At 64.1% G+C, this 26,366-nt stretch carries 28 protein-coding genes; 25 read left to right on the top strand and 3 right to left on the bottom strand.

Features of this window, described 5'->3' with window-relative positions:
• The first annotated feature begins 154 nt into the window (after positions 1 to 154).
• The 3 genes from LQV39_RS06445 (at position 155) to LQV39_RS06435 (ending at position 4,346) form a co-directional block, all read left to right on the top strand.
• Positions 155 to 1,588: a right-handed parallel beta-helix repeat-containing protein gene (locus LQV39_RS06445; protein ID WP_230021678.1), complete on the top strand. Its 1,434-nt coding sequence runs from the start codon at positions 155 to 157 to the stop codon at positions 1,586 to 1,588.
• Positions 1,589 to 1,741: 153 nt separating this feature from the next.
• On the top strand, positions 1,742 to 2,908 hold the full coding sequence (locus tag LQV39_RS06440) for a 23S rRNA (adenine(2030)-N(6))-methyltransferase RlmJ (RefSeq protein ID WP_230021663.1): 1,167 nt from the start codon (positions 1,742 to 1,744) through the stop codon (positions 2,906 to 2,908).
• A gap of 160 nt (positions 2,909 to 3,068) precedes the next feature.
• Positions 3,069 to 4,346 carry an EAL and HDOD domain-containing protein gene (locus LQV39_RS06435; RefSeq protein WP_230021641.1) on the top strand — a complete coding sequence of 426 codons (1,278 nt, stop codon included), beginning with the start codon at positions 3,069 to 3,071 and terminating at the stop codon, positions 4,344 to 4,346.
• A 60-nt stretch (positions 4,347 to 4,406) separates the two neighbouring features.
• Here the strand turns inward: LQV39_RS06435 and LQV39_RS06430 are convergent, their stop codons facing one another.
• Positions 4,407 to 5,156, bottom strand: a complete 750-nt coding sequence (locus LQV39_RS06430; protein ID WP_230021632.1) for an SAM-dependent methyltransferase — start codon at positions 5,154 to 5,156, stop codon at positions 4,407 to 4,409.
• A gap of 18 nt (positions 5,157 to 5,174) precedes the next feature.
• Complete coding sequence (locus LQV39_RS06425) at positions 5,175 to 5,786, bottom strand: Maf-like protein (RefSeq protein ID WP_230021625.1); 612 nt, start codon at positions 5,784 to 5,786, stop codon at positions 5,175 to 5,177.
• Between the two features lie 181 nt (positions 5,787 to 5,967).
• Here LQV39_RS06425 and LQV39_RS06420 point away from each other — a divergent pair, with 181 nt between their 5' ends.
• The 13 genes from LQV39_RS06420 (at position 5,968) to LQV39_RS06360 (ending at position 16,083) form a co-directional block, all read left to right on the top strand.
• Complete coding sequence (locus LQV39_RS06420; protein WP_230021617.1) at positions 5,968 to 6,465, top strand: DUF177 domain-containing protein; 498 nt, start codon at positions 5,968 to 5,970, stop codon at positions 6,463 to 6,465.
• Positions 6,466 to 6,690: 225 nt separating this feature from the next.
• On the top strand, positions 6,691 to 6,873 hold the full coding sequence (gene rpmF / locus LQV39_RS06415; protein WP_036168414.1) for a 50S ribosomal protein L32: 183 nt from the start codon (positions 6,691 to 6,693) through the stop codon (positions 6,871 to 6,873).
• Positions 6,874 to 7,072: 199 nt separating this feature from the next.
• Entirely contained in the window at positions 7,073 to 8,113 is a 1,041-nt protein-coding gene (plsX, locus tag LQV39_RS06410; protein WP_230021587.1) for a phosphate acyltransferase PlsX, read from the top strand.
• A 3-nt stretch (positions 8,114 to 8,116) separates the two neighbouring features.
• A complete protein-coding gene (locus tag LQV39_RS06405; RefSeq protein ID WP_290368556.1) occupies positions 8,117 to 9,103 on the top strand; it encodes a beta-ketoacyl-ACP synthase III in 987 nt (328 codons plus the stop codon).
• 150 nt (positions 9,104 to 9,253) lie between these two features.
• The gene (gene fabD / locus LQV39_RS06400) at positions 9,254 to 10,219 is read left to right on the top strand and encodes an ACP S-malonyltransferase (protein ID WP_230021576.1); all 966 of its coding nucleotides are present in this window, start codon (positions 9,254 to 9,256) and stop codon (positions 10,217 to 10,219) included.
• A gap of 40 nt (positions 10,220 to 10,259) precedes the next feature.
• A complete protein-coding gene (fabG, locus tag LQV39_RS06395) occupies positions 10,260 to 10,997 on the top strand; it encodes a 3-oxoacyl-ACP reductase FabG (protein ID WP_230021569.1) in 738 nt (245 codons plus the stop codon).
• 127 nt (positions 10,998 to 11,124) lie between these two features.
• A complete protein-coding gene (gene acpP / locus LQV39_RS06390; protein WP_036168404.1) occupies positions 11,125 to 11,364 on the top strand; it encodes an acyl carrier protein in 240 nt (79 codons plus the stop codon).
• Positions 11,365 to 11,389: 25 nt separating this feature from the next.
• Complete coding sequence (gene fabF / locus LQV39_RS06385; RefSeq protein WP_230021563.1) at positions 11,390 to 12,634, top strand: beta-ketoacyl-ACP synthase II; 1,245 nt, start codon at positions 11,390 to 11,392, stop codon at positions 12,632 to 12,634.
• A gap of 90 nt (positions 12,635 to 12,724) precedes the next feature.
• Positions 12,725 to 13,198, top strand: a complete 474-nt coding sequence (locus LQV39_RS06380) for a hypothetical protein (RefSeq protein WP_230021556.1) — start codon at positions 12,725 to 12,727, stop codon at positions 13,196 to 13,198.
• A gap of 30 nt (positions 13,199 to 13,228) precedes the next feature.
• Positions 13,229 to 13,831 carry an RNA polymerase sigma factor RpoE gene (rpoE, locus tag LQV39_RS06375; protein WP_047826430.1) on the top strand — a complete coding sequence of 201 codons (603 nt, stop codon included), beginning with the start codon at positions 13,229 to 13,231 and terminating at the stop codon, positions 13,829 to 13,831.
• 57 nt (positions 13,832 to 13,888) lie between these two features.
• On the top strand, positions 13,889 to 14,179 hold the full coding sequence (locus LQV39_RS06370) for a sigma-E factor negative regulatory protein (protein ID WP_230021551.1): 291 nt from the start codon (positions 13,889 to 13,891) through the stop codon (positions 14,177 to 14,179).
• A gap of 131 nt (positions 14,180 to 14,310) precedes the next feature.
• Positions 14,311 to 15,795 carry a DegQ family serine endoprotease gene (locus tag LQV39_RS06365; RefSeq protein WP_230021542.1) on the top strand — a complete coding sequence of 495 codons (1,485 nt, stop codon included), beginning with the start codon at positions 14,311 to 14,313 and terminating at the stop codon, positions 15,793 to 15,795.
• 9 nt (positions 15,796 to 15,804) lie between these two features.
• Positions 15,805 to 16,083, top strand: coding sequence for a glutaredoxin family protein (locus tag LQV39_RS06360; protein ID WP_230021532.1), 279 nt, complete (start codon positions 15,805 to 15,807; stop codon positions 16,081 to 16,083).
• Positions 16,084 to 16,090: 7 nt separating this feature from the next.
• Here the strand turns inward: LQV39_RS06360 and LQV39_RS06355 are convergent, their stop codons facing one another.
• The gene (locus tag LQV39_RS06355) at positions 16,091 to 17,041 is read right to left on the bottom strand and encodes a hypothetical protein (RefSeq protein ID WP_230021521.1); all 951 of its coding nucleotides are present in this window, start codon (positions 17,039 to 17,041) and stop codon (positions 16,091 to 16,093) included.
• A gap of 188 nt (positions 17,042 to 17,229) precedes the next feature.
• Here LQV39_RS06355 and lepA point away from each other — a divergent pair, with 188 nt between their 5' ends.
• From lepA to uvrC, 9 genes are all read left to right on the top strand, one after another.
• Positions 17,230 to 19,023 (top strand): translation elongation factor 4, encoded by a 1,794-nt coding sequence (lepA, locus tag LQV39_RS06350; RefSeq protein WP_230021515.1) that lies wholly within the window; start codon positions 17,230 to 17,232, stop codon positions 19,021 to 19,023.
• 23 nt (positions 19,024 to 19,046) lie between these two features.
• On the top strand, positions 19,047 to 19,964 hold the full coding sequence (lepB, locus tag LQV39_RS06345; RefSeq protein ID WP_230021512.1) for a signal peptidase I: 918 nt from the start codon (positions 19,047 to 19,049) through the stop codon (positions 19,962 to 19,964).
• Between the two features lie 16 nt (positions 19,965 to 19,980).
• Positions 19,981 to 20,379: a DUF4845 domain-containing protein gene (locus tag LQV39_RS06340; RefSeq protein ID WP_230021510.1), complete on the top strand. Its 399-nt coding sequence runs from the start codon at positions 19,981 to 19,983 to the stop codon at positions 20,377 to 20,379.
• A 34-nt stretch (positions 20,380 to 20,413) separates the two neighbouring features.
• Positions 20,414 to 21,205: a ribonuclease III gene (gene rnc, locus LQV39_RS06335; protein ID WP_230021508.1), complete on the top strand. Its 792-nt coding sequence runs from the start codon at positions 20,414 to 20,416 to the stop codon at positions 21,203 to 21,205.
• A gap of 25 nt (positions 21,206 to 21,230) precedes the next feature.
• Complete coding sequence (era, locus tag LQV39_RS06330) at positions 21,231 to 22,136, top strand: GTPase Era (protein WP_230021506.1); 906 nt, start codon at positions 21,231 to 21,233, stop codon at positions 22,134 to 22,136.
• Between the two features lie 16 nt (positions 22,137 to 22,152).
• Entirely contained in the window at positions 22,153 to 22,974 is an 822-nt protein-coding gene (gene recO, locus LQV39_RS06325; protein ID WP_230021505.1) for a DNA repair protein RecO, read from the top strand.
• Between the two features lie 5 nt (positions 22,975 to 22,979).
• Complete coding sequence (pdxJ, locus tag LQV39_RS06320; protein WP_230021503.1) at positions 22,980 to 23,765, top strand: pyridoxine 5'-phosphate synthase; 786 nt, start codon at positions 22,980 to 22,982, stop codon at positions 23,763 to 23,765.
• Positions 23,766 to 23,778: 13 nt separating this feature from the next.
• Entirely contained in the window at positions 23,779 to 24,186 is a 408-nt protein-coding gene (gene acpS / locus LQV39_RS06315) for a holo-ACP synthase (protein ID WP_230021502.1), read from the top strand.
• Between the two features lie 247 nt (positions 24,187 to 24,433).
• Positions 24,434 to 26,323 carry an excinuclease ABC subunit UvrC gene (gene uvrC, locus LQV39_RS06310; protein WP_230022257.1) on the top strand — a complete coding sequence of 630 codons (1,890 nt, stop codon included), beginning with the start codon at positions 24,434 to 24,436 and terminating at the stop codon, positions 26,321 to 26,323.
• Positions 26,324 to 26,366: the final 43 nt, after the last annotated feature.

Genomic DNA, 26,366 nt, shown 5'->3' with positions numbered 1-26,366 from the left:
GTCAAAAGCCGCTGCGGCTTTTTTGTTGCCGGTTCATCTTTTCTTTTCGTAAGTAATTGATTTAATAAGGAAATTTTTTTTAAAAAAGATTGAACTAAGGAAGTTTCCTACGCTCAAAGGGGTACATTCTCTTTTTGCTGCTAGGAACTTTCTCATGAAAAAACTCGTTACTTTTGCTTCGGATATCCGTGTCAACGCCCTGCTGTGCGCCAGCGTCACCGTTCTCCTGACCGCCTGTGGCGGCGGCATGACCGACGCCGGCCAGCAAGCGCAGACTGCCGCTGCCGTCACCTCCAGCGCCGACACCACCGTCGCAAACAGTGCCGCCACCACGCCGAACGCTGCCGACGCAGCCGGCGCCCAGGCGACCGAAGCCGCTGCAGCCGGCAGCTTCGAACTGAGCGGTTACGATGGCAACCCGGCCTCGACCGGCGCCGCCTCGACTGAAGCGGCAGCACCGGCCGATGGCGCGCCGCGCCTGCTGGCGTCGATCTCGGCATCGAGCCCGACCATGAGCGCCGCGACCACCACCCCGGCCACCACCTATAACTATTATGTGTCGCCGACCGGCAACGACAGCGCCGCCGGCACCAAGGCAGCGCCGTTCAAGACCCTGGCGAAGGCAGCGAAGATGGCAACCAAGGCCGGCACCACCGTCTGGGTTGCTCCGGGCACCTACGCCGGCGGCATCAAGACCACCGCCAACGGCACCGCCGCGGCACGCATCTACTGGGTCTCGACCACCAAGTGGGGCGCGAAAGTCGTGCCGCCGTCGAGCTCCTCGAACAACAATGCCTGGGACAACCGCGGCAACTACGTCAGCATCATCGGCTTCGACGTCGACGGCACCAACTCGGGTTCGGGCACCAAGTGGACCCACGGCATCTACACCGGCGGTTCCTACGGCATGATCCAGGATAACCACATCCACCACCTGGCCCGCAGCGTCGCCTGCACCAGCGCCGGCGGCTCGGCCATCGGCGTGGACAGCTACTACCACGGCGTCAAGACCGACATCGTCAGCAACGTCGTCAACGACATCGGCCCGGCCGGCTGCACCTATGTCCAGGGTATCTACGTGAGCACCTCGGGCACGATCAAGAACAACCTGATCTATCGCGTGGGCGCGGTCGGTATCCACCTGTGGCACGACGCCACCGACGTGGTCATCACCAACAACACCGTGACGAGCTCGAACTTCGGCATGGTGGTGGGCGGCGGCGACTTCTATTACACGACGGCCGGCGCGAACAATGTCTATGTCGCCAACAACATCATTTACGACAACAAGTACGGTATTTCGGAACAGGGCAAGACCGGCACCGCCAACAAGTATGTCAACAACCTGGTGTTCCAGAACCCGACCTACGACATCTCGCTGCGCAACGGCTTGAAGGCCACCGGCACCGTCAGCTCGAACCCGCTGTTCAAGGCCTACTCGCGCACTGCGGCAACGCCGGACTATCACCTGACGACCAGTTCGCCGGCCATCGGCCGCGGCACCGCGACCAATGCCTACGCAACCGACCTGGACGGCAAGCCGCGTAACGCCTCGACCGGCTACGACATCGGCGCCTATCAGCATTAAACCCGAGCACTCACCGTCTCAGTTTTGCGCTCCCGGCCGGTTCTCTGGCTAGCCGGGTTTCAGCCCGCATGCCGCAAGGTGTGCGGGCTTTTTACATGAGCGCATGCATCTGGAGGATAATGGCGCCTTTCTTGCCTCATCCTTGGAATTACCATGTTCAGCTACCGCCACGCCTATCACGCGGGTAACCACGCCGATGTCCTGAAGCACTTCGTGCAGGTGCAATTGCACCAGTACATGAACCAGAAGGACGTGGCCTATACCTATATCGACACCCATTCCGGTGCCGGCGTGTACGCGCTCGACAGTGCGCAGGCGGTGAAGAGCGGGGAGTACCTGGAGGGCATTGCGCGCCTGTGGGAACGCGACGACCTGCCGGCGGCGCTGGCGGACTACGTCAAGCTGGTGCGCGGCATGAATCCTTCCGGCCGCCTGCGCTACTACCCGGGCTCGCCCTATGTTGCCGAGCAGGTGGCGCGTCCAGAAGACCGCCTGCGCCTGTTCGAGCTGCATCCGGCCGACACCAGGCTGCTGGTGGAGAATTTCCGCAAGCTGGAGGCGCACAAGGCGGAGCAGGGCGAGCGTGCGCGCGGACGGCGCATCCTCATTGATCATGCCGACGGTTTCCAGGGCCTGAAATCCCTGCTGCCGCCGCCTTCGCGCCGCGCGCTGGTGCTGATCGACCCGCCGTATGAAGTGAAACTCGACTACAAGCATGTGCGCGATGCGCTCGAGGAAGCGCTCGGTCGTTTCCCGTCGGGCATTTACGCGGTCTGGTATCCGGTGCTGCAGCGCATGGAGTCGCGCCAGTTTGCCGACCGCCTGAAGCGCCTGCCGGCCAAGGAGTGGCTGCACGTCACGCTGACGGTGGCGACGCCCGGCCCGGACGGCACCGGCATGCACAGCAGCGGCATGTTCATCCTGAATCCGCCTTACACGCTGGAAGCGACGCTGCGCGAAACCATGCCCTACCTGGTGCAGGTGCTGGGGCAGGATAGCGGCGCCACCTTCCGCATCGAAAAAGGCACCCAGGTCTCGGGGACGGCCAGCCCGCGCACCCTCGACACCGGCCCGCGCAAGCCGATCGGCAACGCGCGCCGCGCCAGCCCGCTGTCCGGCGCCGGCAGTCTGCGCCTGCCGGGCCAGCCCTTCGGCGACGGTCCGCGCAAGCGCCCGGGCCAGGGCGAGGCTGAAGGCTCCGCAGCGCCGGCCGCAGCACCGGCAAAGAAGCGTACCCCCGGTTTCCGCTACGCCGACCAGGCAAAACAGGCGACTGCCCCCGCACGCGGTCCCAAGCGCAAGGCGCCCGGCCGCGGCTGAACCATCCCGAACGTGGTCCCGGCGCAGCATCGTAACGATTTGATACGATGTCGAAATGTAAAGACTTCGAGTCTGTAGTATAGTCGAAGTGGTGCCAGGCCACGGTCTCGCCCCGGTTCGCACGTTTGCGGGCCGAAATTGTTTCTCAGGAGTTTTTACGATGCACGCGGATGCAACGGCAGTCACGTCCATGCCGTCCGAAGAATTTTTTCTGGCGCGCCAGCCCATACTCGGGCGCGACCAGAAGCTGGTGGCGTTCGAGCTGCTGTTTCGCGCCGCCCCGGAGCACGAGGACGCGCAACTGACCGACTACGCCGCCGCAACCGCCACCGTCATTTCCCACGCTTCGCAGCTGGGCATGGAACAGGTGGTGGGGGATCAGCTCGCCTTCGTCAATGTCGACGAAGTCGTGTTGATGAGCGATTTTGTCCGTTTCCTGCCGCCGGACCGGGTGATCCTCGAGATCCTGGAAACCGTGCTGCCGACCGAGGCCGTGCTGGCGCGTGTCCGGGAGCTGAAGGAGCTCGGCTTCAAGTTCGCCCTCGACGATGTTATAGGCCATTCCGAGCAGGTTAGCAAGCTGATCGACCTGGTGGATGTGATCAAGATCGACCTCAAGGGTGTCACTGTCGACGAGCTCACCCGCCTGGCCACCAGCCTGCGCGGCGCCCGCCAGAAACTGCTGGCGGAAAAGGTCGAGACGGTGGAGGAATTCCGCCTCTGCCTCGAGCTCGGCTTCGAATATTTCCAGGGCTATTATTTCGCGCGCCCGGCAATTTTGTCGGGCAAGAAGATCTCGCCCTCCGAACTGGTGGTGCTGCGCCTGCTCGAGCTGATCGGTTCGAACGCCGACAGTGCCGCCATCGAGGCTGCGGTCAAGCGCGATGCCTTGCTGAGCCTGAATCTGCTGCGCCTGGTGAACAGCCGCGCCGCCGGCCCCGACCGCCATATCGAATCGGTGTCGCAGGCTTTGGTGCAACTGGGGCGCAGCCAGCTGCAGCGCTGGCTGCAGATTCTGCTGTACAGCACGCCGGACGGCCGGGTCGAACTGAATTCGCCGCTGCTGCAGATGGCCACCACGCGCGGCCGCCTGCTCGAGCTGATGAGCCAGGCGCTGCGCCCGGGCGACATCGCCAGCGCCGAAACTGCCTTCACGATCGGCATGATGTCGCTGATGGATGCGCTGCTGGCGATCCCGATGGCGGCCATTCTCGACCGCGTCGACGTCTCGCAGGACGTGAAGGCCGCGCTGCTGGACCGCGCCGGCGATTACGGCGCGATGCTGAGCGTGGCCGAGGAGCTGGAAGGCAAGCAGGGCGGGCGCAGCCTGGCGCGCGCGCTGGACAAGCTGGGCCTGTCCGTCAAGCAGATCCGCGAGATCGAACTCGCGGCTTTCGATTGGGTGCGGGGCCTCGGCGCCGGTTCAAGGACGCATTAAGGGTTGAGGTGGGCACTTTGTGGCGCGGGCATTTAGCCCGCCCTACTGCCCACGCGCTCGTTATTGTCCCAGCAGCAGGAACACGGTCGGCTTCTTGTGGAAGTCCGGCCCCTTGTTCGCCGCCAGCGCCGCTTTCCACTTCGCCGCCGTCAGGGTGCGCACCGATTCGCTGGCCAGCGACAGGTCGGTGGCCACGCACATCAGCGTGCCCGGCTGGCAGGCGTTCACCAAGGCTTCCAGCATGGCCGCATTGCGGTAGGGCGTCTCGATCAGCAGCTGGGTTTGCTTCTCGGCGCGCGAGCGCTGTTCCAGTTGCTGGATGCGCTTGGTGCGCTGGGCCGGGTCGGTCGGCAGGTAGCCGTTGAAGGCGAAGCTCTGTCCGTTCAGGCCGCTTGCCATCACAGCCAGCAGCAGCGAGGACGGTCCGACCAGCGGTCGCACGGTAATGCCGTGCTGATGCGCCAGGCGCACCAGGTCGGCGCCCGGATCGGCTACCGCCGGCACCCCGGCTTCCGAGACCAGGCCGGCGTCATGTCCTTCCAGCAGCGGCGCCAGCAGGGCCGACAGGGCGGCGGGCGGCGTGTTCACGTTGAGTTCCGAGATCCTGATTTCCTGCAGAGGGCGCGCCAGCGGATGATCGACGGCGACCATTTTCAGGAAGGCGCGCGCAGTCTTGGCGTTCTCGGCCACGAAGTATTCCAGCTTCGAGGTGATTTCCTGCACCTGTGCCGGGAGGATGTTGGACAGGGCGTTCGGCGCCGCTTCGGTAGGGCCGAGGGTATTCGGGATCAGGTAGAGAGTGCCTGGCATGTTGTTGGTAGATTCTTGTTATTCGAAAAAGCGGACGCCCGCGCGGCGCAGCATGCCCGTCAGGGCGATCAGCGGCAGGCCGGTAAGGGCGGTCGGGTCGGTGCTATCGATGCGTTCGAGGATGGCGATGCCCAGTCCCTCGTTCTTGGCGCTGCCGGCGCAATCGTAGGGCTGCTCGATGCGCAGGTAGGCGTCGAGTTCCTGGTCGGACAGGTCACGGAAGGAAACGAAGGCCTGCACGTTCTCGACCTGGCAGGAGGCGTCGCGGCCGTCCCACAGGCATAGCGCCGTATGAAAAGTCACGCGGCGCCCGCGCATCTTCCGCAGCTGGGCCAGGGCCTTCGCATGGTCGCCGGGTTTGCCGATCTGTTCGCCGTCCAGCGTGGCGACCTGGTCCGAGCCGATCACGAGCGCGCCAGGGTGCTTGTCCGCGATCGCGGCGGCCTTTTCGCGCGCCAGGCGCAGGGCGGTCGCCTCGGGCGCTTCGCCGGGCAGCGGGGATTCGTCGATGTGGGGTGCGATCGCCTCGAAGGGCAGGCCAAGCCGGGACAGCAGTTCACGCCGGTAGGCGGAACTCGATGCCAGGATCAGGCGCAAGGATGTGCCGGCTGCGGCGGAACTTGGTATCATGTCGGCCAGTCCAATATTCATAAGCAAAACAAATAGATAGGCCTTCCCGGCAAGACAATCCGATGGTCCAGGCGGCCATGCCGGCGCCCGTGCGGACAGGAGGCCACAAAATACACGGATTCTTTGACTGAGCGGGAAGAAGCCTGTTATTATCGCAGGTTTTCCGGGGAAGCTTTTCCAAATGAGCGCTTTTGTCATCGACGCTTTTGAATTTTGTCGGAACAACGGCTATAAGGAAGGCGTCACGCCGGTGGCAGAGATGTCCCGCCTGGCAGCCGAGTGCGCCGACCCGTCCGGCCAGATCGCCTGGGCGATACAGGGAGGCCAGACCAGGCAGGGTTACCCGTCGATGACGCTGTCCGTCTCCGGCACCGTGCAGCTGGTCTGCCAGCGTTGCCTGGCTCCTTTCGGCTATGCGCTCGATTCGTCGACCATGCTGGTGCTGGGAAAGAACGACGAAGATGCGGACGAGATCGAGGAAATCCTCGACGATGAAAGTATCGACGTGATCGTCGGCAGCCAAAGCTGCGACGTCATGCAGTTGCTGGAAGATGAAGCCCTGCTGGCCCTGCCGCAGGCACCGAAGCATGAGGTGTGCCCCGATACCAAGCTGATGGACTCCCTCAAGTCCGAAAAGGTATCGCCGTTCGCGGCACTGAAGAGCCTCAAATCAGAATAAAATAGCGGAATTAACAGGATGTTGCGTCATGGGCACCGCAAGCGGGTCCCATGACGCTCAAAAAAACGTGTCAAACGCGTGCAGCAGTCGAGTATGACAGTGGCAGTGAGCAGTAAGCAGCGTTAAACATGTCGGCAATGAAGTAATTGCCGCTGGGATACTCGATAAGCATGGTATTGCAAGTCGATTGTGTTAGAATTTTAGAACTTATGTTTAGGAGTCATCATGGCAGTTCAGCAGAATAAGAAGTCCCCGTCGAAGCGCGGCATGCACCGTTCGCACGATTTCCTGGTTGCACCGAATCTGGCCGTCGAGCCGACCACCGGTGAAACCCACCTGCGTCACCACATCAGCCCGAACGGTTTCTACCGTGGTCGCAAAGTGATCAAGACCAAGAACGACGAATAATCGTCGCCTTGCTGTTTTGTTCGATGAAAGCGGTGCAACGTATGTACAGTGCGTGGCGCCGCTTTCTCTTTTGCGATATTGATACCGGTTGCACGTCCGTGTATGCCGTCGTTTTCGATTCCGCCAGGTCCGGCCGGCAACCCGCCGTGCGAGGACATGCCGCCGCCCAATCCTGAGGCAGCGCGGTTCATTCCGAAAAATGACAATTACAATCTCCATTGACTGCATGGGCGGCGATCACGGCCCCTCAGTTACCATTCCTGGTGCGCTCGCCTTCCTCAAGCAACAGCCACAAGCCCAGCTGATCCTCGTCGGACTGGAAGAGCAGGTGCGCGCCGAACTCAAGAAGCACCACGCCGACAACAATCCGCGCCTGAGCGTCAAGCACGCCAGCGAAGTGGTGGCGATGGACGATCCGATCGAAGTGGCCCTGCGCCGCAAGAAGGATTCGTCGATGCGCGTGGCGATCGAACTGGTCAAGGATGGCCAGGCCGATGTCTGCGTCTCCGCCGGCAATACCGGCGCGCTGATGGCGATCTCGCGCTACGTCCTCAAGACCATGGCCGACGTCGACCGCCCGGCAATCTGCTCGATCCTGCCGAACCAGAAGGGCGGCCCGACCTATATGCTGGACCTGGGCGCCAACGTCGATTGCGAACCCCATCACCTGCACCAGTTCGCGATCATGGGCGCCGTGCTGTTCCAGGCCATGGAAAGGCGTCGCCCGAGCATCGGCCTGCTGAACGTCGGCACCGAGGAAATCAAGGGCAATGAAGTCGTGAAGGCGACCGCGCCTCTGCTGCGCGCCGATCACGAGCGCGGCGTGCTGAATTTCCACGGCAACGTCGAGGGCAACGACATCTTCAAGGGCACGGTCGACGTCGTCGTTTGCGACGGTTTCGTCGGCAACGTGACCCTGAAGGCGATCGAGGGCCTGTCGCGCTTCGTCAAGCAGACCCTGACCGAAAACCTGCTGTCCAAGCTGGGGGCGCTGCTGGCGATCAAATCGCTGAAAAAGCTGAATCCGGAAGCCTATAACGGTGCCGGCCTGCTGGGCCTGAAAGGCCTGGTGTTCAAGAGCCACGGCGGTGCGAATGCATTCGCTTTCGAGTGGGCAATTAAACGCGCCTATAATGCGGCACAATACAATGTGCAGGAGCAGCTGTCGGCCATGATTACCGAGCTGATGCCCCGCACACCTGACCCGCAAGCGCCAGGCTCAACCATTCAGCAGGGCTAAGTAATGACTGTGTACAGCAAAATCATCGGCACCGGCAGCTATCTGCCGGCCCAGCGCGTGACCAACGCCGACCTCGCGGCCCAGCTCGCGGCCAAGGGCATCGAGACCTCGGACGAGTGGATCGTGACCCGCAGCGGCATCCAGGCCCGGCACTACGCCGCGTCCGACGAGAGCGCCTCCGACCTGGCCGTCAAGGCGGCCGACAAGGCGCTCGAGGCCGCCGGCCTGAGCGCCGAGCAGATCGACCTGATCATCGTCGCCACATCGACCCCCGATTTCTACGGCAACTTCCCGAGCACCGCCTGCATCGTGCAGAACAAGCTGGGCATCCGCAACAACGGCGCCGCCTTCGACGTGGCCGCCGTCTGCAGCGGCTTCGTCTACGCGCTGTCGACCGCCGACGCCTTTATTAAAGCCGGGAATGCGAAGAACGTGCTGGTGATCGGCACCGAAGTGTTCTCGCGCATCCTCGACTTCAACGATCGCGGCACCTGCGTGCTGTTCGGCGACGGCGCCGGCGCGGTGGTGATGAGCGCCTCGAACGAGCCGGGCGTGCTGGCAGTGAAACTGCACGCCGACGGCAGCCATGGCGACATCCTGTGCGGCCCGAGCAACCCGACCAATGCCGCCATCTCCGGCCAGAAATTCCTGTACATGGATGGCCAGGCGGTGTTCAAGCTCGCGGTGACGGTGCTGGAAAAGGTCGCCAACGAAGCCCTGGAGCATGCGAAGATGCCGGCTTCCGATATCGACTGGCTGATCCCGCACCAGGCGAATATCCGCATCATGAACGGCACCGCTAAAAAGCTCGGCCTGCCGCCCGAGAAGATGGTCGTGACCGTCAACGAACATGGCAATACCTCGGCCGCATCGATCCCGCTGGCGCTCGACCAGGCGGTGCGCGACGGCCGCATCAAGCCCGGCCAGAACATCCTGATGGAAGGCGTGGGCGGCGGCTTTACCTGGGGCGCAGTTTTGGCGCGCATGTAATCTGAAAGGGGGATCGCAAACCTACTGCGCGTCGAATTTTCGCCCTGCGATGCTCGCCGTACCGTAAGTACGGCTGCGCTTCTCGGACGAAACTTCTTCCGCTCGCTACGGTTTTCGATTCCCCCTGATACTGTAAGGAGTATAAAAACAATGAGCAAATTTGCATTTCTCTTTACCGGCCAGGGCGCCCAGGCCGTCGGCATGCTGAACGGCTTCGCCGGCAACCCGGTCGTCGCACAAACCGTGGCCGAAGCCTCGGAAGCGCTGGGCCAGGACCTCGGCAAGCTGATCGCCGAAGGTCCGAAGGAAGACCTGGACCTGACCACCAACACCCAGCCGGTGATGCTGACCGCGGCCGTGGCCGTGTACCGCGCCTGGATCGCCGCCGGCGGTCCCAAGCCCGCCGTCGTCGCCGGCCACAGCCTGGGCGAATATTCGGCCCTGGTCGCCGCCGGCGTGATCGACTTCAAGGACGCGGTGCCGCTGGTGCGCTTCCGCGCCCAGTCCATGCAGGACGCGGTGCCGGTCGGGCAGGGCGGCATGGCCGTCATCCTGGGCCTGCAGGCCGATGCCGTGCGCGAGGTCTGCCTTGAAGCCGCCCAGGGTGAGATCGTCGAAGCCGTCAACTTCAACGAGCCGACCCAGATCGTGATCGCCGGCCATACCGCCGCAGTCGAGCGCGCCTGCGAAGTCGCCAAGGCCAAGGGCGCCAAGCGCGCCATGAAGCTGGCGGTGTCGGCGCCTTTCCACTCCTCGCTGCTGAAGCCGGCGTCGGACCGCCTGCGCGACTACATGGCCGGCCTGACTTTCCACTCGCCGCAGATCGACTTGATCAATAACGTCGACGTCGCTATCCTGCACGATCCGGCCGCGATCAAGGACGCCCTGGTGCGCCAGGCCGCAGGCGCGGTGCGCTGGGTCGAGACCATGCAGAAGATGGCCGCGGATGGCGTCACCCAGGTGATCGAATGCGCGCCCAGCAAGACCCTGATCGGCATGGCCAAGCGCATCGACCCGGTGCTGGTCGGCGAAGCCCTGGTCGACCAGGAGTCGCTCGAGCGCGTGCTGGCCTCCCTTTCCATGGGGTCAGACACCGGTGTCCAGGGTGGGGTCTGACCTCATCTGACTATAATAACAACTAACGTCAAGGATTAGCATGAACCTGCAAAACCAAGTCGCCCTCGTCACCGGCGCATCGCGCGGCATCGGCAAGGCCATCGCGCTCGAACTGGCCCGCCAGGGCGCCAAAGTGGTCGGCACCGCCACCACCGACGCCGGCGCCGAAGCCATCACCGCCTACCTCGCCGAATTCGGCGGCAAGGGCATGGTGCTGAACGTGACCGACGCCGCCCAGTGCGCGGCCACCATCGACGGCATCACCAGGGACGTCGGCAGCATCGGCATCCTGGTCAACAATGCCGGTATCACCCAGGACCAGCTGGCGATGCGCATGAAGGACGAAGAGTGGGACAGCGTGATCGCCACCAACCTGAGCGCCGTCGGCCGCCTGTCGCGCGCCGTGCTGCGCGGGATGATGAAGGCGAAGCAGGGGCGTATCATCAACATCACCTCGGTGGTGGCCTCGAGCGGCAACCCGGGCCAGATGAACTACGCGGCCGCCAAGGCGGGCGTGGAGGGCATGGGCCGCGCGCTGGCGCGCGAGATCGGCAGCCGCAACATCACCGTCAACTCGGTGGCGCCGGGCTTCATCGATACCGACATGACCAAGGCCCTGGGCGACAGCCAGCACGAAGCACTGCTGGGCCAGATTCCGCTGGGCCGCCTGGGCAAACCGGAAGACATCGCCCATGCAGTGGCCTTCCTGGCCGGTCCGCAGGCCGCCTACATCACGGGCACGACGCTGCACGTGAACGGCGGCATGTACATGAATTAAACCAGATCTCAGCTTTTAGCAGTAGTTTCGGCAGAAATAGCGTCAAACGCTGAAAATAGTTTTTCAACGCGCAAACCCTGATAAAATGCGCGCACTTTCCGCAACACATACCTAATGGAGCCATAACATGTCGGATATCGAACAACGCGTTAAAAAAATCGTCGCTGAGCAACTGGGCGTTGCGGAAGCAGACATCAAAATCGATTCCTCGTTCGTTGACGACCTCGGCGCTGATTCGCTGGACACCGTTGAACTGGTGATGGCACTGGAAGACGAATTCGAAATGGAAATCCCGGACGAGCAGGCCGAGAAGATCACCACCGTTCGTCAAGCCATCGAGTACGCACAAGCGCACGTCAAGGCCTAAGCTTTTAGTAATTCAGGAGAAACGCTTGAGTTCACGCAACCGTCGTGTCGTCGTAACTGGCCTGGGTTGCATTTCCCCGATCGGTAACACCATTGCCGAAGCGTGGGAAAGCGCCCTGGCGGGTAAATCGGGTATCGCCAACATCACCCGTTTCGACGCCTCGCAATTTTCGACCCGTTTCGCTGGCGAAGTGAAGAACTTCGTCGTCGAGGACTACCTGCCCGGCAAGGAAGGCCGCCATATGGATACCTTTATCCATTTCGGCATGGCTGCGGGCATCCAGGCCTTGCAGGATTCGGCCATCGAAGTCACCGAACAGAATGCCGACCGTATCGGCGTGATGATCGGTTCCGGCATCGGCGGTCTGCCGATGATCGAAGCGACCAAGGAAGAGTACGACGGCCGCGGCCCGCGCCGCATTTCGCCGTTCTTCGTCCCGGCCTCGATCATCAACATGATCTCGGGCGACCTGTCGATCAAGTTCGGCCTGCGCGGACCGAACCTGGCGATCGTCACCGCCTGCACCACCGGCCTCCACTGCATCGGCGCGGCGGCGCGCCTGATCGAGTACGGCGATGCCGACGTGATGATCGCCGGCGGCGCCGAGTCGACCGTCTCGCCGCTGGGCCTGGGCGGCTTCGCTTCGGCGCGTGCGCTGTCCGCGCGCAACGACGATCCGGCCACGGCTTCGCGTCCCTGGGACCGCGACCGCGACGGCTTCGTGCTGGGCGAGGGCGCCGGTGTGATGGTGCTCGAAGAGTACGAACACGCCAAGGCGCGCGGCGCCAAGATCTATGCGGAAGTCGTCGGCTTCGGCATGAGCGCGGATGCCAACCACATCACCGCTCCGCTGGAAGACGGTAGCGGCGCCTCGCGCTGCATGGTGTCGGCAATGCAGTACGCCGGCATCAACCCGGACCAGGTGCACTACGTGAATGCGCACGGCACCTCGACCCCGGTCGGCGACGTCGCTGAAGTGAAGGGCATCAAGCGCACGTTCGGCGACCACGCCGGCAAGCTGGTGGTCAACTCGACCAAGTCGATGACCGGCCACCTGCTGGGCGGCGCCGGCGGCCTCGAGTCCGTGTTCACCGTGCTTGCGATCCACAACCAGGTGTCGCCGCCGACGATCAACATCTTCAACCAGGATCCGGAATGCGACCTGGACTTCTGCGCCAACACGGCGCGGGACATGAAGATCGATTACGCGGTGAAGAACTCCTTCGGTTTCGGTGGCACCAACGGGACGCTGGTCTTCGCAAAGGTCTGACAGACTCCATCGAGCCTGAACCAAAAACGCCCATCTCTGTCTAAGGAGGTGGGCGTTTTGTTTTTTAACTTCACTTCTTTCCGATAGCCCATGTCGATAGCGGTTTCCGCCATCGTCGGGCCGTCGCGCATCCATCGATGCCTGCTCGCCGGCGCCGGCCTGTCCTTGTTTGCCGCCGCGTTCGCGGTAGGCGTGTCCGCATTCGCGCGTTTCCATTTCGGCCTCTTGCAGGCCCTGTTTCTGGCCGCCGCCGGCGCCGCGCTGATGCATGCCGGGTCGGGCAGGGCAAAGACGCACCGGATTGATATTTCTGGAACCGGCGAGGTGGTCCTGACGGTACAACAAGGGCTGCGCGAACGAAGTGCGGCCGCCGTGACCCTGTTGCCGGGTTCCGTCGTCTGGCCGCCGCTGATGCTGCTGCGGCTGGGCGCTTCAGGGACGGGCGGACGCGGCGGACGCGTGCTGGTGCTGCCGGTGTGGCGCGACAGCGTGGCGTCCGGCGCCTGGCGGGCGCTGGCGGTCGCGGTGCTGGCGCTCGGGCGGCGGGACATGAATCAGGGTTAGCGGGCCAAATTCAAGCAACAAGGACGTTCAGTGACAACCGAGCGCGAGTGTGATCAACTGCTGGTAGAGCGCGTCCAGGCTGGCGATCGCCGGGCGTTCGACCTGCTGGTGTCGAAATATCAGCGCCGGCTGATGCGGCTGGTGTCGCGGCTCGTGCACGACCCGGCCGAGGCGGAAGACGTGGTGCAGGAAACCTTTATCAAGGCTTTTCGCGCCTTGCGCCATTTCCGCGGCGATTCCGCGTTCTATACCTGGCTGTACCGGATCGGCATCAACACGGCGAAGAATTTTCTCGTCACGCAAGGCCGGCGTGCGCCGACCTCGACGGAAGCCGATGCGGAGCGCGCGGAAGGATTTGACGACGCCGACAGCTTGCGAGACATTAATACGCCAGAGTCCGTTTTGGCGAGCAAGCAGATTGCGTTCACGGTCAACGCAGCAATGGAGGCGCTGCCGCTGGAATTGCGGACCGCGATCGTCCTGCGCGAAATAGAAGGCTTAAGCTACGAGGAAATCTCCGAGGTGATGGCGTGTCCAATCGGTACGGTGCGCAGCAGGATATTCCGGGCGCGCGAAGTGATTGCCGAGAAATTGAGGCCCTTGCTCGATATTCCGGCTGACAAACGTCGGTAGCTGACAAAATAGAAGAGCGCTCCAAATGTGGAATTTTGCACCGGCGTAGGAACCCCGATGGACACGAACAAAAAAAACCGCGAATACATCTCGCTCCTGTTGGATGGCGAGATACCCGATACCGACCTGGAGCTGGCCATGGCCGCGCTCGACGGCCCGGAAGGCCAGCAGGCCTGGGATGCCTTCCACCATATCGGCGACGTTTTGCGCGCCGAGGCCACCGCCGAGCTGTCGCCGGACTTCGGCGCGCGGCTGGCCGCCCGGCTGGCGGACGAGCCCATGCCGACCAAGCGCGCGGCCGGCGCCGCCGAGCCGGCGGCGAGTCCGGCCATCGCCGGGCCGCGCTAGGGCCGGCCCGGGGCGGCCCGCTTCACGGCCGCCTTCCACTGCGCCGATTTCGCCCGGTCCATACCGTGGCGACAACGTTGGTATTTTGGCTTACCATTACATTAATTCAAGCCCGAACGCCCATAACCCCCATGACCAGCAAAACCGGAAACGCGATCCTCTCGGCCCTCATGTTTGCGGGCGCGAGTCTGCTATTCTCTCCCGCGGCCTTCGCCGCTCCCGCCGCCGCTGCCGCCGCAGCCCCTGTCGTCACCGCGCCGGTGATGGGGCTGCCCGATTTTGCCGACCTGGTCGACAAGGCCGGTCCGGCCGTGGTCAACATCCGCACCACCGAGCGCGTGAAGCTGGGGCAGGGCGGCGGGGCGGACGAGGAGATGCAGGAATTCCTGCGCCGCTTCTTCGGCGGCCAGATGCCGCCGCGCGGCGGGCGTGGCGGCCGCGGCACGCCGCAGCAGCCGCAGGAAGAGCAGGTCCAGCGCGGCGTCGGCTCCGGCTTCATCATTTCCGACGACGGCTATGTGATGACCAATGCGCACGTGGTCGAGGGCGCCGACGAAGTCACCGTCACGCTCACCGACCGCCGCGAATTCAAGGCCAAGGTGCTGGGCGCGGATACCCGCAGCGACGTCGCCCTGCTGAAAGTCGAGGCGCGCAACCTGCCTTCGCTGCGCATCGGCGATTCGAACAAGATCCGCGTGGGCGAGTGGGTGATCGCGATCGGCTCGCCGTTCAACCTGGAAAACACCGTCACCGCCGGCATCATCTCGGCCAAGGCGCGCGATACCGGCGAGTACCTGCCCCTGATCCAGAGCGACGTGGCGGTCAATCCCGGCAACTCGGGCGGTCCGCTGATCAATATGCGCGGCGAAGTCATCGGCATCAACTCGCAGATCGCGACCCTGTCCGGCGCCTATAACGGCATCTCCTTTGCCGTGCCGATCGACGAGGTGATGCGGGTTGCCGACCAGATCAAGAAAACCGGCAAGGTCACGCGCGGGCGCCTGGGGGTGCAGATCAGCGAAGTCACGCGCGACGTCGCCGAATCCCTGGGCCTGGGCCGCGCGCGCGGCGCCGAGGTGGCCATGGTCGAGCCGGGCGGACCGGCGGAAAAGGCCGGCGTCAAGGTCGGCGACATCATCCTGAAATTCAACGGCAAGGACATCGAGAAGAGCTCGGACCTGCCGCGCCAGGTCGGCGGCACCGCGGTCGGCAGCCGCGCCACCGTCAGCGTCTGGCGCCGCGGCCAGCAGCTCGACCTGCCGGTCACCATCGTCGAGCTGCAGGACGAGCAGGCGGCCGGCGCCAAGCCGCAGCCGAAGAAGAAGGCGCCGGAGCAGAGCACCAATGCGCTGGGCCTGCAGGTGTCCGACCTGACCGCGGCCGAAAAGCGCGAGCTGAAGATCGAGTCCGGCGTGCAGGTCGACTTCGCCGACGGCCGCGCCGCCGGCGCCGGCATCCAGGCCGGCGACCTGATCCTGCAGATCGACAATACCGAGGTGAACAGCGCAGCCCAGTTCAACGGCCTGGTGGCCAAGCGCGATCCGAAAAAGCCGGTGGCCCTGCTGGTGCGGCGCGAGAACGTCACGCGCTATGTCGTGATCAAGCCGCGCCAGTAAGGTTTATCGATGAGCCAGGCGATCCGTTTTACCCTGTACTCGCGCAGCTGGTGCCACCTCTGCGAGGACATGCTGGCGGCTCTGCGCGCCTTCATGGCGCACGAAGGGCTGCCCTTCAGCGTGGACGTGATCGACATCGACGCCAGCCCCGATCCGAGCCTGGTGGCGCGTTTCGACGAGCTGGTGCCGGTGCTGTTCGGCGAGGACCTCGATGCGCCGGAGCTGTGCCACTACTTCCTGGATGAAGCGACGCTGCGCCGTCACTTGGGGCTGACGCAGCCGGCCTGAACGCCAATCAGGCGGCGAGGGCGGGCGCGCCGGCTTCCTCGACGCCCAGCATGCATTCCATGAAGCGCCGCTTCACGAGGCTGCGCGGGCCTTCCCAGAACCCCTCCAAGCGCGCCACCGCCTGGCCGCCGGCCAGCACATCCAACGCAAGCGGCTGGCCCAGCAGCTCGCGGTGCACATAACTCGCGAAGCACTCCGCAAAATCGTCGTAGGGATTGGTCGCGCCGTACAGGCTGGCGAAATCGCTCTGCTCGAGGTCGGCGCAGGCGGCGACCAGGGCGTCGCCGCCGAGCTTGCGCTGTCCATAGAAATCCACCACGCCGCGGTATTCGAAGTCCGATTCCGGATGCGGCAGAAAGCGGCCATCCAGAACGCGCCAGCTCAGGTCCAGCCAGGAAAAGGCCTGCGCCGGCACCGGCGCCCACCACGCCGGCAGGAAGGAATAGCCCGCCGTCAGCACATGGCCGAATTCATGCAGCAGCAGGTATTGCATGGCGCCGGCGCGGGTGTCGCGTGCGGGCGTGGCGATCGTCGCCGAGAGCGTATAGTCGCCGTCAGGCAGGAAGGGGAGATTCTCTTTCCAGCTGGCCCAGGAATTCGCGCCATGCGGCGCTAGCATGCCGATGTCGAGCAGCACCACGCAGCCCAGGATCCGGCCCTCGGCGTCGGCGACGATGTCGGTGATGCCGGAGGAGCCCAGGCCATGGCCCAGGCAGACGCCGAGCAGCAGCGGTTCGATCAGTTCCAGCACGCTGGCCGGCATGCCGCAGATCGCCTCGCCCAGCTCCCGGCGCAGCGAAGGCGTAACCACCGCCGGCACCGGCACCGCATCGAGGCCGGAAGCCAGGTTCACCTTGTGCACGAGTTCGCACACTTCCGGCGGCAGCGCCAGGATGCGTTCGTGCAGAGGCAGGCGCTGGCGCGCTTTCCAGGTCTGCGGGTCAGGGGCGATAATCATGGCCGGCGCCTCGGGCAAGTAGAAGTTAAGGGTCTTGCATGCTTAACGGCTGCGCCGATAAATACTTGATGGCAGGCAATCCGGGCTTTCTGACCTGAAATCCGGTAAAATGCAGGGTTCGCTTTTTTAGACTGCCGCAGCGCCTGTTCAAGAGGCCTCGCCGCACTTTTTGGTTCTGAGTTTTGTTAATGAAAAACATACGTAACTTTTCCATCATTGCCCACATCGATCACGGTAAATCGACGCTGGCGGACCGCATCATCCAGTTGTGCGGCGGCCTGTCGGACCGCGAGATGGATGCGCAGGTGCTCGACTCGATGGACCTGGAGCGCGAGCGCGGCATTACCATCAAGGCCCAGACCGCGGCGCTGCAATACAAGGCGCGCGACGGCCAGACCTACAACCTGAACCTGATCGACACCCCGGGTCACGTCGACTTCTCCTACGAAGTCTCGCGCTCGCTGTCGGCTTGCGAAGGCGCGCTGCTGGTGGTCGACGCCTCGCAGGGCGTGGAAGCCCAGACCGTGGCCAACTGCTACACCGCGCTCGACCTGGGCGTGGAAGTGGTGCCCATCCTGAACAAGATCGACCTGCCGCACGCCGATCCGGACAACGCCAAGAAAGAAATCGAGGACGTGATCGGCATCGATGCGTCCGACGCCACCGTGTGCTCGGCCAAGACCGGCCTGGGCGTGGAAGACGTGCTGGAAACCCTGATCGCCAAGGTCCCGCCGCCGCAAGGCGATCCGGACGCGCCGCTGCAGGCATTGATCGTCGACTCCTGGTACGACCCCTATGTGGGCGTGGTGATGCTGGTGCGCGTGGTCAACGGCACCCTGCGTCCGAAGGAAAAGATCCTCTTGATGGCGACCGAATCGGTGAACCTGGTCGAGAACATCGGTATCTTCACGCCGCGCTCGGTCTCGCTGCCGGAACTGTCGGCCGGCCAGGTGGGCTTCATCATTGCCGGCATCAAGGAACTGACCGCCGCCAAGGTGGGCGACACCGTCACCCACGCCGCCAAGCCGGCGCCAAGCCCGCTGCCCGGCTTCAAGGAAGTCCAGCCGCAGGTGTTCGCCGGCCTGTTCCCGGTCGAGGCCAACCAGTACGACGCGCTGCGCGACTCGCTGGAAAAGCTGAAGCTGAACGACGCTGCCCTGATGTACGAGCCGGAGGTATCGCAGGCGCTGGGCTTCGGCTTCCGCTGTGGCTTCCTCGGCCTGCTGCACATGGAGATCGTGCAGGAGCGCCTGGAGCGCGAATTCGACATGGACCTGATCACCACGGCGCCGACCGTGGTCTACGAGGTCGAGATGCGCGACGGCACCATCATCCGCGTCGATAACCCGTCGAAGATGCCGGAACCGTCCAAGATCAACGAAGTGCGCGAGCCGATCGTCGACGTCAACCTGTACATGCCGCAGGAGTATGTCGGTTCGGTGATGACCCTGTGTAACGGCAAGCGCGGCATCCAGATGGACATGGCCTACCACGGCCGCCAGGTCAAGCTGCACTACGAAATCCCGATGGCCGAGATCGTGCTGGACTTCTTCGACCGCCTGAAGTCGACCTCGCGCGGCTATGCCTCGATGGACTACGAGTTCAAGGAAAACCGCGCCGCCGACGTCGTGAAAGTCGATATGCTGATCAACAGCGAGAAGGTCGATGCGCTGGCAATCATCGTGCACCGCGCCAACGCGCCTTACCGCGGCCGCCAGGTTGCAGCAAAAATGCGCGAACTGATCCCGCGCCAGATGTTCGACGTGGCGATCCAGGCCGCGATCGGCGCGACCATCATCTCGCGCGAAAACGTCAAGGCGCTGCGCAAGAACGTGCTGGCCAAGTGCTACGGCGGCGACGTCTCGCGCAAGAAGAAGCTGCTGGAAAAACAGAAGGCCGGCAAGAAGCGCATGAAGCAGGTCGGCTCGGTGGAGATCCCGCAAGAGGCCTTCCTGGCCATCCTGCAGGTGGAAGACAAATAAGAATACGGGAAGAATAACTCGCGATGAATCTGCAACCGATCCTCGGTAATTTTGCGTTGATCCTGTTCGTGGCCATGGTGGTCACGGGCGTCATCTGGTTCCTCGATGTGTTCGTGCTGTCCAGGCAGCGCCGTGCGAAAGCCGACGCCGCCCTGGCCGAGTACGACGCCCACCGCTCCAAGCTGACCGCGGACGGCATCAAGGTCGACAGCGGCAACCGCGCGGCGCTGGAAGCCTCGATCCTGCGCCAGCCGACCTGGGTCGAGTACTCGGGCAGCTTCTTCCCGGTCATCGCCCTGGTCTTCTTCCTGCGCTCCTTCCTGTTCGAGCCTTTCAAGATCCCGTCCTCGTCGATGGTGCCGACCCTGCTGGTGGGCGACCTGATCCTGGTGAACAAGTTCGACTACGGCATCCGCCTGCCGGTGATCAACAAGAAGATCGTCGACGTCGGCAACCCGCAGCGCGGCGACGTCATGGTGTTCAAATACCCGAAGGACATGAGCCAGGACTACATCAAGCGCGTCATTGGCGTCCCCGGTGATAAAATCACCTACGAGAACAAGCGCCTGACCGTGAACGGGGTACCGGTCCAGTACGAAGCCATGGACGACTACCTCGACGACGAGCGCCCCGTGTACCACAAGCAGTTCGTGGAAAAGCTGGCGAACGCGCCGCACCGTATCCTGAACATGGAAGGGCAGCGCACGATCAACCTGGCTGCGGTCGATCCGGACTTCCCGCATCACGAAAATTGCACCTATTCCTACGATAAATTTACCTGTATCGTACCGGAGGGCAATTATTTCATGATGGGCGATAACCGCGACAACAGCGCAGACAGCCGCTACTGGGGCTTCGTGCCTGACAAGAACATCGTCGGCAAGGCTGTGTTTGTCTGGATGAACTTCGGTAACCTGAAGCGCATCGGCGGTATCCACTGATCTTTCGGGGGCGCAGATGCGACAAGTAAAGTTGGGTAAGGAGGCCGGGTTTTCGCTGTCCGGCCTGATCGTGGTGCTGGTAGTGCTGGGTTTCCTGGCGGTGCTGGCGATGAAGGTGTTCCCGGCCTGGGCCGAATACCGCTCGATCAAGAATGCCATCGCGGCGGCCAAGGCGGCCGGCGGCGGCACCCACGAGATCCAGCAGGCCTTCGCCCGCAATGCCGAGATCAACAACATCACGGCGATTTCGCCCAAGGACCTGGTGATCACCCGCGACAATGGCCAGGCGGAAGTCAGCTTCGCCTACGAGAAGCGGATTCCCGTGGCTGGCAACCTCAGCCTGCTGTTCGATTTCGCCGGCACCACCGACCCGAGCGGCGAGGTGGCCGCCAAGGCCGAACCGGCCGCCAAGTAACAAACCGGGCAGGGCCCGGCTACATGAAATGACAATGAATCTTCAGTTATTGCAAACTCGCCTCGGTTATACGTTCCGGGACCCCAGCCTGCTCCAGCAGGCGCTGACCCACCGTAGCCACAGCAGCCTGCATAACGAACGCCTGGAGTTCCTTGGAGATTCGATCCTCAACTGCGTGGTCGCCTCGATCCTGTACGAGCGCTTCAAGGACCTGGCCGAGGGCGACCTGTCGCGCCTGCGCGCCAACCTGGTCAAGCAGCAGTCGCTGTACGAGATCGCGCAAAAGCTCGAGCTCTCGCAATTCCTGCGCCTCGGCGAGGGCGAACTGAAATCCGGCGGCTTTCGCCGTCCCTCGATCCTGGCCGACACGCTGGAAGCCCTGCTGGGCGCGATCTTCCTGGACAGCGGCTTCGACAGCGCGCGCGACGTGATCCGCGCCTTCTACATCCCGCTGCTGGACTCGGTCGACCCGCGCACCCTGGGCAAGGATGCCAAGACCCTGCTGCAGGAATTCCTGCAGAGCAAAAAGATCTCGCTGCCGACCTATAACGTGGTCGCGACCCATGGCGCCGCCCACAGCCAGGAATTCGAGATCGAGTGCCTGGTGCCCAAGCTCGGCATCCAGGTCTTCGGCCGCGGCGGCAGCCGTCGCGCCGGCGAGCAGGCGGCAGCCAGGCTGGCGCTCGAAGTCGCCGAGCAGGCGATGCAGAAGGCCCCCGGCGGCGCCCGCAAGAGCCGTCCGCGCTCGGCCCAACTGAAGCTGGCCGGCATTGCCACCGACCAGAGCGCCGAGCAGGCCGGCGCCCGGGGCGAACGCCCGCATTGATCGAATCACTTAGGAAACAAGCAGCATGAACACCGAGACCCACACCCCGCCAGGCTTCCGTTGCGGCTACATTGCCATCGTCGGCCGCCCGAACGTGGGCAAGTCGACCCTGATGAACGTGCTGATCGGCGCCAAGGTGTCGATCACCTCGCGCAAGGCCCAGACCACGCGCCACCGCATCACCGGCATCCAGACGCATGACGACGCCCAGTTCATCTACGTGGATACGCCCGGTTTCCAGACCCGCCATGCCAACGCGCTGAACAAGACGCTCAACAAGACCGTCTCGAACACCCTGACGGCCTCCGACGTGGTCCTGTTCCTGGTCGAAGCCGGCACCTTCGGCCCGGCCGACCAGCAGGTGCTGGACCTGCTGCCGAAGAATGTCCCGGTGATCCTGGTGATCAATAAATCGGATCGCATGAAGGACAAGGCCGAGCTGATGCCTTTCGCCGCGAAAGTGGCCGGCCTGCGCGACTTCACCGCCATCGTGCCGGTGTCCGCGAAGCTGCGTTTCCAGGTCGACTCGCTGGAAAAAGAGATCCAGCGCCACCTGCCGGAAAACCCGCCGATCTTCGGCGCCGACGACATCACCGACCGCAGCGAGAAATTCCTGGCCGCCGAGATCGTGCGCGAAAAAGTGTTCCGCCTGGTGGGCGACGAATTGCCCTACACCAGCACGGTGCTGATCGAGAAGTTCGAGCAGGAAGGCAACCTGCGCCGCATCTTCGCCGCCATCCTGGTCGAACGCGATACCCACAAGGCCATGCTCATCGGTAACAAGGGCGCGCGCCTGAAAGAGATCTCGACCCAGTCGCGCCTGGACATGGAAAAGCTGTTCGACGGCCCCGTGTACCTGGAAATCTGGGTCAAGGTGAAGTCCGGCTGGGCCGACAACGAAGCCGGCCTGCGCGCCTACGGCTACGAGTAAGCCGGTTCCCCACCGCATGGCCGGCCAGGACGAGCAGAACGGCACCACCCCCGCCCAGGCGCAGGAGGCTGCGGCTGTTTATGTCGTGCCCGCCCCCAAGGCCGAACGCCGCCGCGCTCCGGCGCGCGACGCCCGCGTGCTGGGCCAGCCTGGCTTCGTGCTGCACAGCTATCCCTACAAGGAAACCAGCCTCATCGTCGACATGTTTACGCGCGACCATGGGCGCATCGGCGTGGTGGCGAAGGGCGCCAAGCGGCCGTTCTCGAAGCTGCGCGGCGTGCTGCAGACTTTCCAGCCGCTGTCGATTTCCTTTTCCGGCAAGTCCGAACTGCGCACCCTGATCGACGCCGACTGGGTCGGCGGCATGCTGCCGGTGGAGAAGACCGCGCTGCTGTGCGGGTTCTACCTGAACGAACTGCTGGTCAAGCTGCTGGCGCGCGACGACCCGCATCCGAAGCTGTTCGACCACTACGTGGCGACGCTCAACGAATTGGCGCACAATGAACCTGTGCAGATCGTCTTGCGAAAGTTCGAAAGGGCCTTACTTAAGGAGACCGGGGTTGCCGCCGACCTGACGCGCGACACCGGGACCCGCGCGCGGGTCGAGCCGGACGGCGCCTATGTCGTCGATCCGGAGCGCGGTGCGCGCCGGGCGCAGGCGGGAGATGCCTGGCCTGTGGTCGCGGGCAAGACCCTGCTCGACATGGAAAACGAACACTACGGCGACCCGCAGACCCAGGCGCAAAGCAAGCAGTTGATGCGCTTCCTGCTGGCCTACCACCTCGGTGGCGCGCCCTTGAACACGCGCCAGATCCTTATCGACTTGATGCAATTATAAAAAACATGAGCTTCCTGCACCCGACCGGCCAGGTCATCGACCTCGGCGTCAACATCGACCACGTCGCCACCGTCCGCAATGCGCGCGGCACCGTGTACCCGGACCCGCTGCGCGCGGCCCTGCTGGCCGAGCAGGCCGGCGCCGACCTGATCACGCTGCACCTGCGCGAAGACCGCCGCCACATCAAGGATGCCGACGTGCTGGCGATCCGCCCGCAGCTGCTGACGCGCATGAACCTGGAAGCGGCGGTGACCCAGGAGATGATCGACTTCGCCTGCCAGGTCAGGCCGCAGGACGTCTGCCTGGTGCCCGAGCGCCGCGAAGAGGTGACCACCGAGGGCGGCCTGGACGTGATCCGCTACTACAAGGACGTCGAAGCCGCGGTGAAGCAGCTGGCCGGCGAGGGCATCCGTGTCTCGCTGTTCATCGACGCCGACGAACAGCAGATCGCCGCCGCCGCCGCGGTGGGCGCGCCCGTCATCGAGCTGCACACCGGCCGCTATGCCGAGGCCGAAGAGGAAGAAGAAATCGCGCGCGAGATCGCCCGCATCAAGCTGGGCGTGCGCGCCGGCGTGAAACATGGCCTGCGCGTGAACGCCGGCCACGGCCTGCACTACACCAACGTGCAGCCGATCGCCGCCATCCCCGAGATCCACGAGCTGAACATCGGCCACGCGATCGTCGCGCATGCGCTGTTCGTCGGCTGGGAGCACGCGGTGCGCGAGATGAAGGCCATCATGGTCGACGCGCGTCTTGGCGTCGCGCTCGGCAATCCGTCGGCGGAGACCTGAAAAGGGAGACCGCATGATCTACGGGATCGGCACCGACATCGTCCAGATCTCGCGCATCGAGGCTGCCCTCGCGCGCAACGGCGAACGCTTCGCCGAGAAGATCCTCGGACCGCAGGAAATGCAAAAATACCTCGCCCGCCGCGCCAAGCACGAAGTGCGCGGGCTGCGCTTCCTGGCCACGCGCTTTTCGGCCAAGGAGGCGTTCTCGAAGGCGATCGGGCTGGGCATGCACATGCCCATGACCTGGCGCTCGGCCCAGATGCTGAATGCGCCCAGCGGTAAACCCGTCATCGTCTGCAGCGGCGCGCTCGAAGAATTCATGCGCGAGAACCGTCTCTCGGCCCAGGTGACGATCAGCGACGAAGCCGAATATGGCGTCGCCTTCGTGATCGTGACCCAGGCGCCGGAGCACAAGGACTGATACTCAAGTGACCAAGGAAGTTCGATCAGATGAGCAGCCGGACCTGCCGGCCGCTGACGAAGTACATGAAGCCCCCGACGTGCGCGAGGCGCACGTCGCGTATGTCGCCGCCGGCGGCGCCGCGATGCCGGTCCACCCGGCCGAGCCGGAAGCGCCCTCGAAGCGTGCCCGCGCCGTGAAGAACCGCGCGAAAGCCGAAGGCCAGCCAGAGGGCTCGCCGCGCGCCCGGCCGGATGGCTGGCAGGCGATGAAGGAAGAGCTGAATGCCACGATCAGCAAGGATGCCGTCAGCAGCAAACCGGGCGCGGAGGTTCGCGAGCAGGTGCTGGCCACGGTCTCGAAGCTGCCTGGCCTGCCGGGCGTGTACCGCTATTTCGACGCCGAGGACAAGGTCCTCTACGTCGGCAAGGCGCGCAACCTGAAGAACCGCGTGTCGAGTTACTTCCAGAAGAACCTGTCCAGCCCGCGCATCGCGATGATGGTCTCGCAGATCGCGCGCCTGGAGACCACCGTCACGCACAGCGAGGCCGAGGCCCTGATCCTGGAAAACAACCTGATCAAGACCCTCAAGCCGCGCTACAACATCCTGTTCAGGGACGATAAAAGCTATCCCTACCTGAAGATCACGGGCGGCGAGGCCCCGCGCATGGCCTATTACCGCGGCGCGCTCGACAAGAAGAACCAGTACTTCGGTCCCTTCCCGAGCGCCTGGGCGGTCAAGGAATCGATGCAGCTGCTGCAGAAGGTGTTCAAGCTGCGCACCTGCGAGGACAGCGTCTTCCACAACCGCACGCGTCCCTGCCTGCTGCACCAGATCGGCCGCTGCAGCGGCCCCTGCGTGGATCTGATCGCGCCCGAGGACTACAGGCGCGACGTCGACAACGCCGCCAAGTTCCTGCGCGGGCGCCAGACCGAGGTGCTGGAAGACCTGAACGCGAAGATGCTCAGCTTTGCCGAGAACCTGAAGTTCGAGCAGGCGGCCTCGGTGCGCAACCAGATCCAGGCGCTGTCGAAGGTGCTGCACGCCCAGAGCATGGAGACGGTGGGCGACGCCGACGTCGACATCATCGCCGTGGTGGTGCAGGGCGGCCGCGCCTGCGTCAACCTGGCGATGGTGCGCGGCGGCCGCCATCTCGGCGACCGCGCCTACTTCCCGACCCAGGTCGGCGAGGCGCTCGAAGAGAGTTCGATCGAAGTCGAAGTGCTGGCCGCCTTCCTGGCCCAGCACTACGGCGACAAGTTCATCCCCGGCACCTTCATCCTCAACACTTTCTTCGACATGCCGGAGCTGATCGCCGCGCTGACCGAGCAGTGCGGCCACCGCATCAACCTGGTGTTCCAGCCGCAGGGCCAGCGCCGCCAGTGGCTGGAGCTGGCGCAGAAGGGCGCCGAGATCTCGCTGGCGCGCCTGCTGTCCGAGCAGGGCTCGCAGCAGGCCCGCACGCGCGCGCTGGCGGACGCGCTGGGCCTGGAGTCCGACGACTTGGACGAGTTGCGCATCGAGTGCTTCGACATCAGCCACACGGCCGGCGAGGCGACCCAGGCCTCCTGCGTGGTCTTCCATCACCACCAGATGCAGAACGGCGAATACCGCCGCTACAACATCAACGACATCACGCCGGGCGACGATTACGCCGCCATGCGCCAGGTGCTGATGCGGCGCTACGAGAAGGTCGCGGGCGGCGAGGGCGTGATGCCGGACATCGCCCTGATCGACGGCGGCAAGGGCCAGGTCGAGATGGCGCGCCAGGTATTCTCGGAACTGGGGCTGGACGTCGGTAATATCGTCGGCGTTGCGAAAGGAGAAGGGCGTCGGGTCGGCCTCGAGACCCTGATCTTCGCCGACGGCCGCGACCCGCAGGAACTGGGCAAGGAGTCGGCGGCGCTGATGCTGGTGGCGATGATCCGCGACGAAGCCCACCGCTTCGCCATCACCGGCATGCGCGCCAAGCGCGCCAAGGCCCGCCAGGCCTCGCGCCTGGAGGAGATCGAGGGCATCGGCGCCAAGCGCCGCCAGAAGCTGCTGGCGCGCTTCGGCGGCCTGCGCGGGGTGATCGACGCAAGTGTCGAGGACCTGATGTCGGTCGAGGGGATTTCGAGTACCTTGGCGGAAGAGATTTATCGGCAGCTGCACTAATCGTCGTTCCCGCGCTTCCACCGTCGTTCCCGCGCTTCCACCG

Origin of the sequence: Massilia sp. Bi118, from assembly GCF_918697865.1 — a bacterium.
Lineage (GTDB): Bacteria > Pseudomonadota > Gammaproteobacteria > Burkholderiales > Burkholderiaceae_D > Telluria.
Note: the sequence above shows the minus strand (reverse complement) of the source record. Positions and strands in the feature narration are given on the sequence as shown.

Excerpts from the sequence above, each read along its gene's own strand:
- LQV39_RS06445 (WP_230021678.1), top strand. The coding sequence starts at position 155 with ATGAAAAAACTCGTTACTTTTGCTTCGGATATCCGTGTCAACGCCCTG.
- LQV39_RS06440 (WP_230021663.1), top strand. The coding sequence starts at position 1,742 with ATGTTCAGCTACCGCCACGCCTATCACGCGGGTAACCACGCCGATGTC.
- LQV39_RS06435 (WP_230021641.1), top strand. The coding sequence starts at position 3,069 with ATGCACGCGGATGCAACGGCAGTCACGTCCATGCCGTCCGAAGAATTT.
- LQV39_RS06430 (WP_230021632.1), bottom strand. The coding sequence starts at position 5,156 with ATGCCAGGCACTCTCTACCTGATCCCGAATACCCTCGGCCCTACCGAA.
- LQV39_RS06425 (WP_230021625.1), bottom strand. The coding sequence starts at position 5,786 with ATGATACCAAGTTCCGCCGCAGCCGGCACATCCTTGCGCCTGATCCTG.
- LQV39_RS06420 (WP_230021617.1), top strand. The coding sequence starts at position 5,968 with ATGAGCGCTTTTGTCATCGACGCTTTTGAATTTTGTCGGAACAACGGC.
- rpmF (WP_036168414.1), top strand. The coding sequence starts at position 6,691 with ATGGCAGTTCAGCAGAATAAGAAGTCCCCGTCGAAGCGCGGCATGCAC.
- plsX (WP_230021587.1), top strand. The coding sequence starts at position 7,073 with ATGACAATTACAATCTCCATTGACTGCATGGGCGGCGATCACGGCCCC.
- LQV39_RS06405 (WP_290368556.1), top strand. The coding sequence starts at position 8,117 with ATGACTGTGTACAGCAAAATCATCGGCACCGGCAGCTATCTGCCGGCC.
- fabD (WP_230021576.1), top strand. The coding sequence starts at position 9,254 with ATGAGCAAATTTGCATTTCTCTTTACCGGCCAGGGCGCCCAGGCCGTC.
- fabG (WP_230021569.1), top strand. The coding sequence starts at position 10,260 with ATGAACCTGCAAAACCAAGTCGCCCTCGTCACCGGCGCATCGCGCGGC.
- acpP (WP_036168404.1), top strand. The coding sequence starts at position 11,125 with ATGTCGGATATCGAACAACGCGTTAAAAAAATCGTCGCTGAGCAACTG.
- LQV39_RS06380 (WP_230021556.1), top strand. The coding sequence starts at position 12,725 with ATGTCGATAGCGGTTTCCGCCATCGTCGGGCCGTCGCGCATCCATCGA.
- LQV39_RS06370 (WP_230021551.1), top strand. The coding sequence starts at position 13,889 with ATGGACACGAACAAAAAAAACCGCGAATACATCTCGCTCCTGTTGGAT.
- LQV39_RS06365 (WP_230021542.1), top strand. The coding sequence starts at position 14,311 with ATGACCAGCAAAACCGGAAACGCGATCCTCTCGGCCCTCATGTTTGCG.
- LQV39_RS06360 (WP_230021532.1), top strand. The coding sequence starts at position 15,805 with ATGAGCCAGGCGATCCGTTTTACCCTGTACTCGCGCAGCTGGTGCCAC.
- LQV39_RS06355 (WP_230021521.1), bottom strand. The coding sequence starts at position 17,041 with ATGATTATCGCCCCTGACCCGCAGACCTGGAAAGCGCGCCAGCGCCTG.
- lepA (WP_230021515.1), top strand. The coding sequence starts at position 17,230 with ATGAAAAACATACGTAACTTTTCCATCATTGCCCACATCGATCACGGT.
- lepB (WP_230021512.1), top strand. The coding sequence starts at position 19,047 with ATGAATCTGCAACCGATCCTCGGTAATTTTGCGTTGATCCTGTTCGTG.
- LQV39_RS06340 (WP_230021510.1), top strand. The coding sequence starts at position 19,981 with ATGCGACAAGTAAAGTTGGGTAAGGAGGCCGGGTTTTCGCTGTCCGGC.
- rnc (WP_230021508.1), top strand. The coding sequence starts at position 20,414 with ATGAATCTTCAGTTATTGCAAACTCGCCTCGGTTATACGTTCCGGGAC.
- era (WP_230021506.1), top strand. The coding sequence starts at position 21,231 with ATGAACACCGAGACCCACACCCCGCCAGGCTTCCGTTGCGGCTACATT.
- recO (WP_230021505.1), top strand. The coding sequence starts at position 22,153 with ATGGCCGGCCAGGACGAGCAGAACGGCACCACCCCCGCCCAGGCGCAG.
- pdxJ (WP_230021503.1), top strand. The coding sequence starts at position 22,980 with ATGAGCTTCCTGCACCCGACCGGCCAGGTCATCGACCTCGGCGTCAAC.
- acpS (WP_230021502.1), top strand. The coding sequence starts at position 23,779 with ATGATCTACGGGATCGGCACCGACATCGTCCAGATCTCGCGCATCGAG.
- uvrC (WP_230022257.1), top strand. The coding sequence starts at position 24,434 with ATGAAGGAAGAGCTGAATGCCACGATCAGCAAGGATGCCGTCAGCAGC.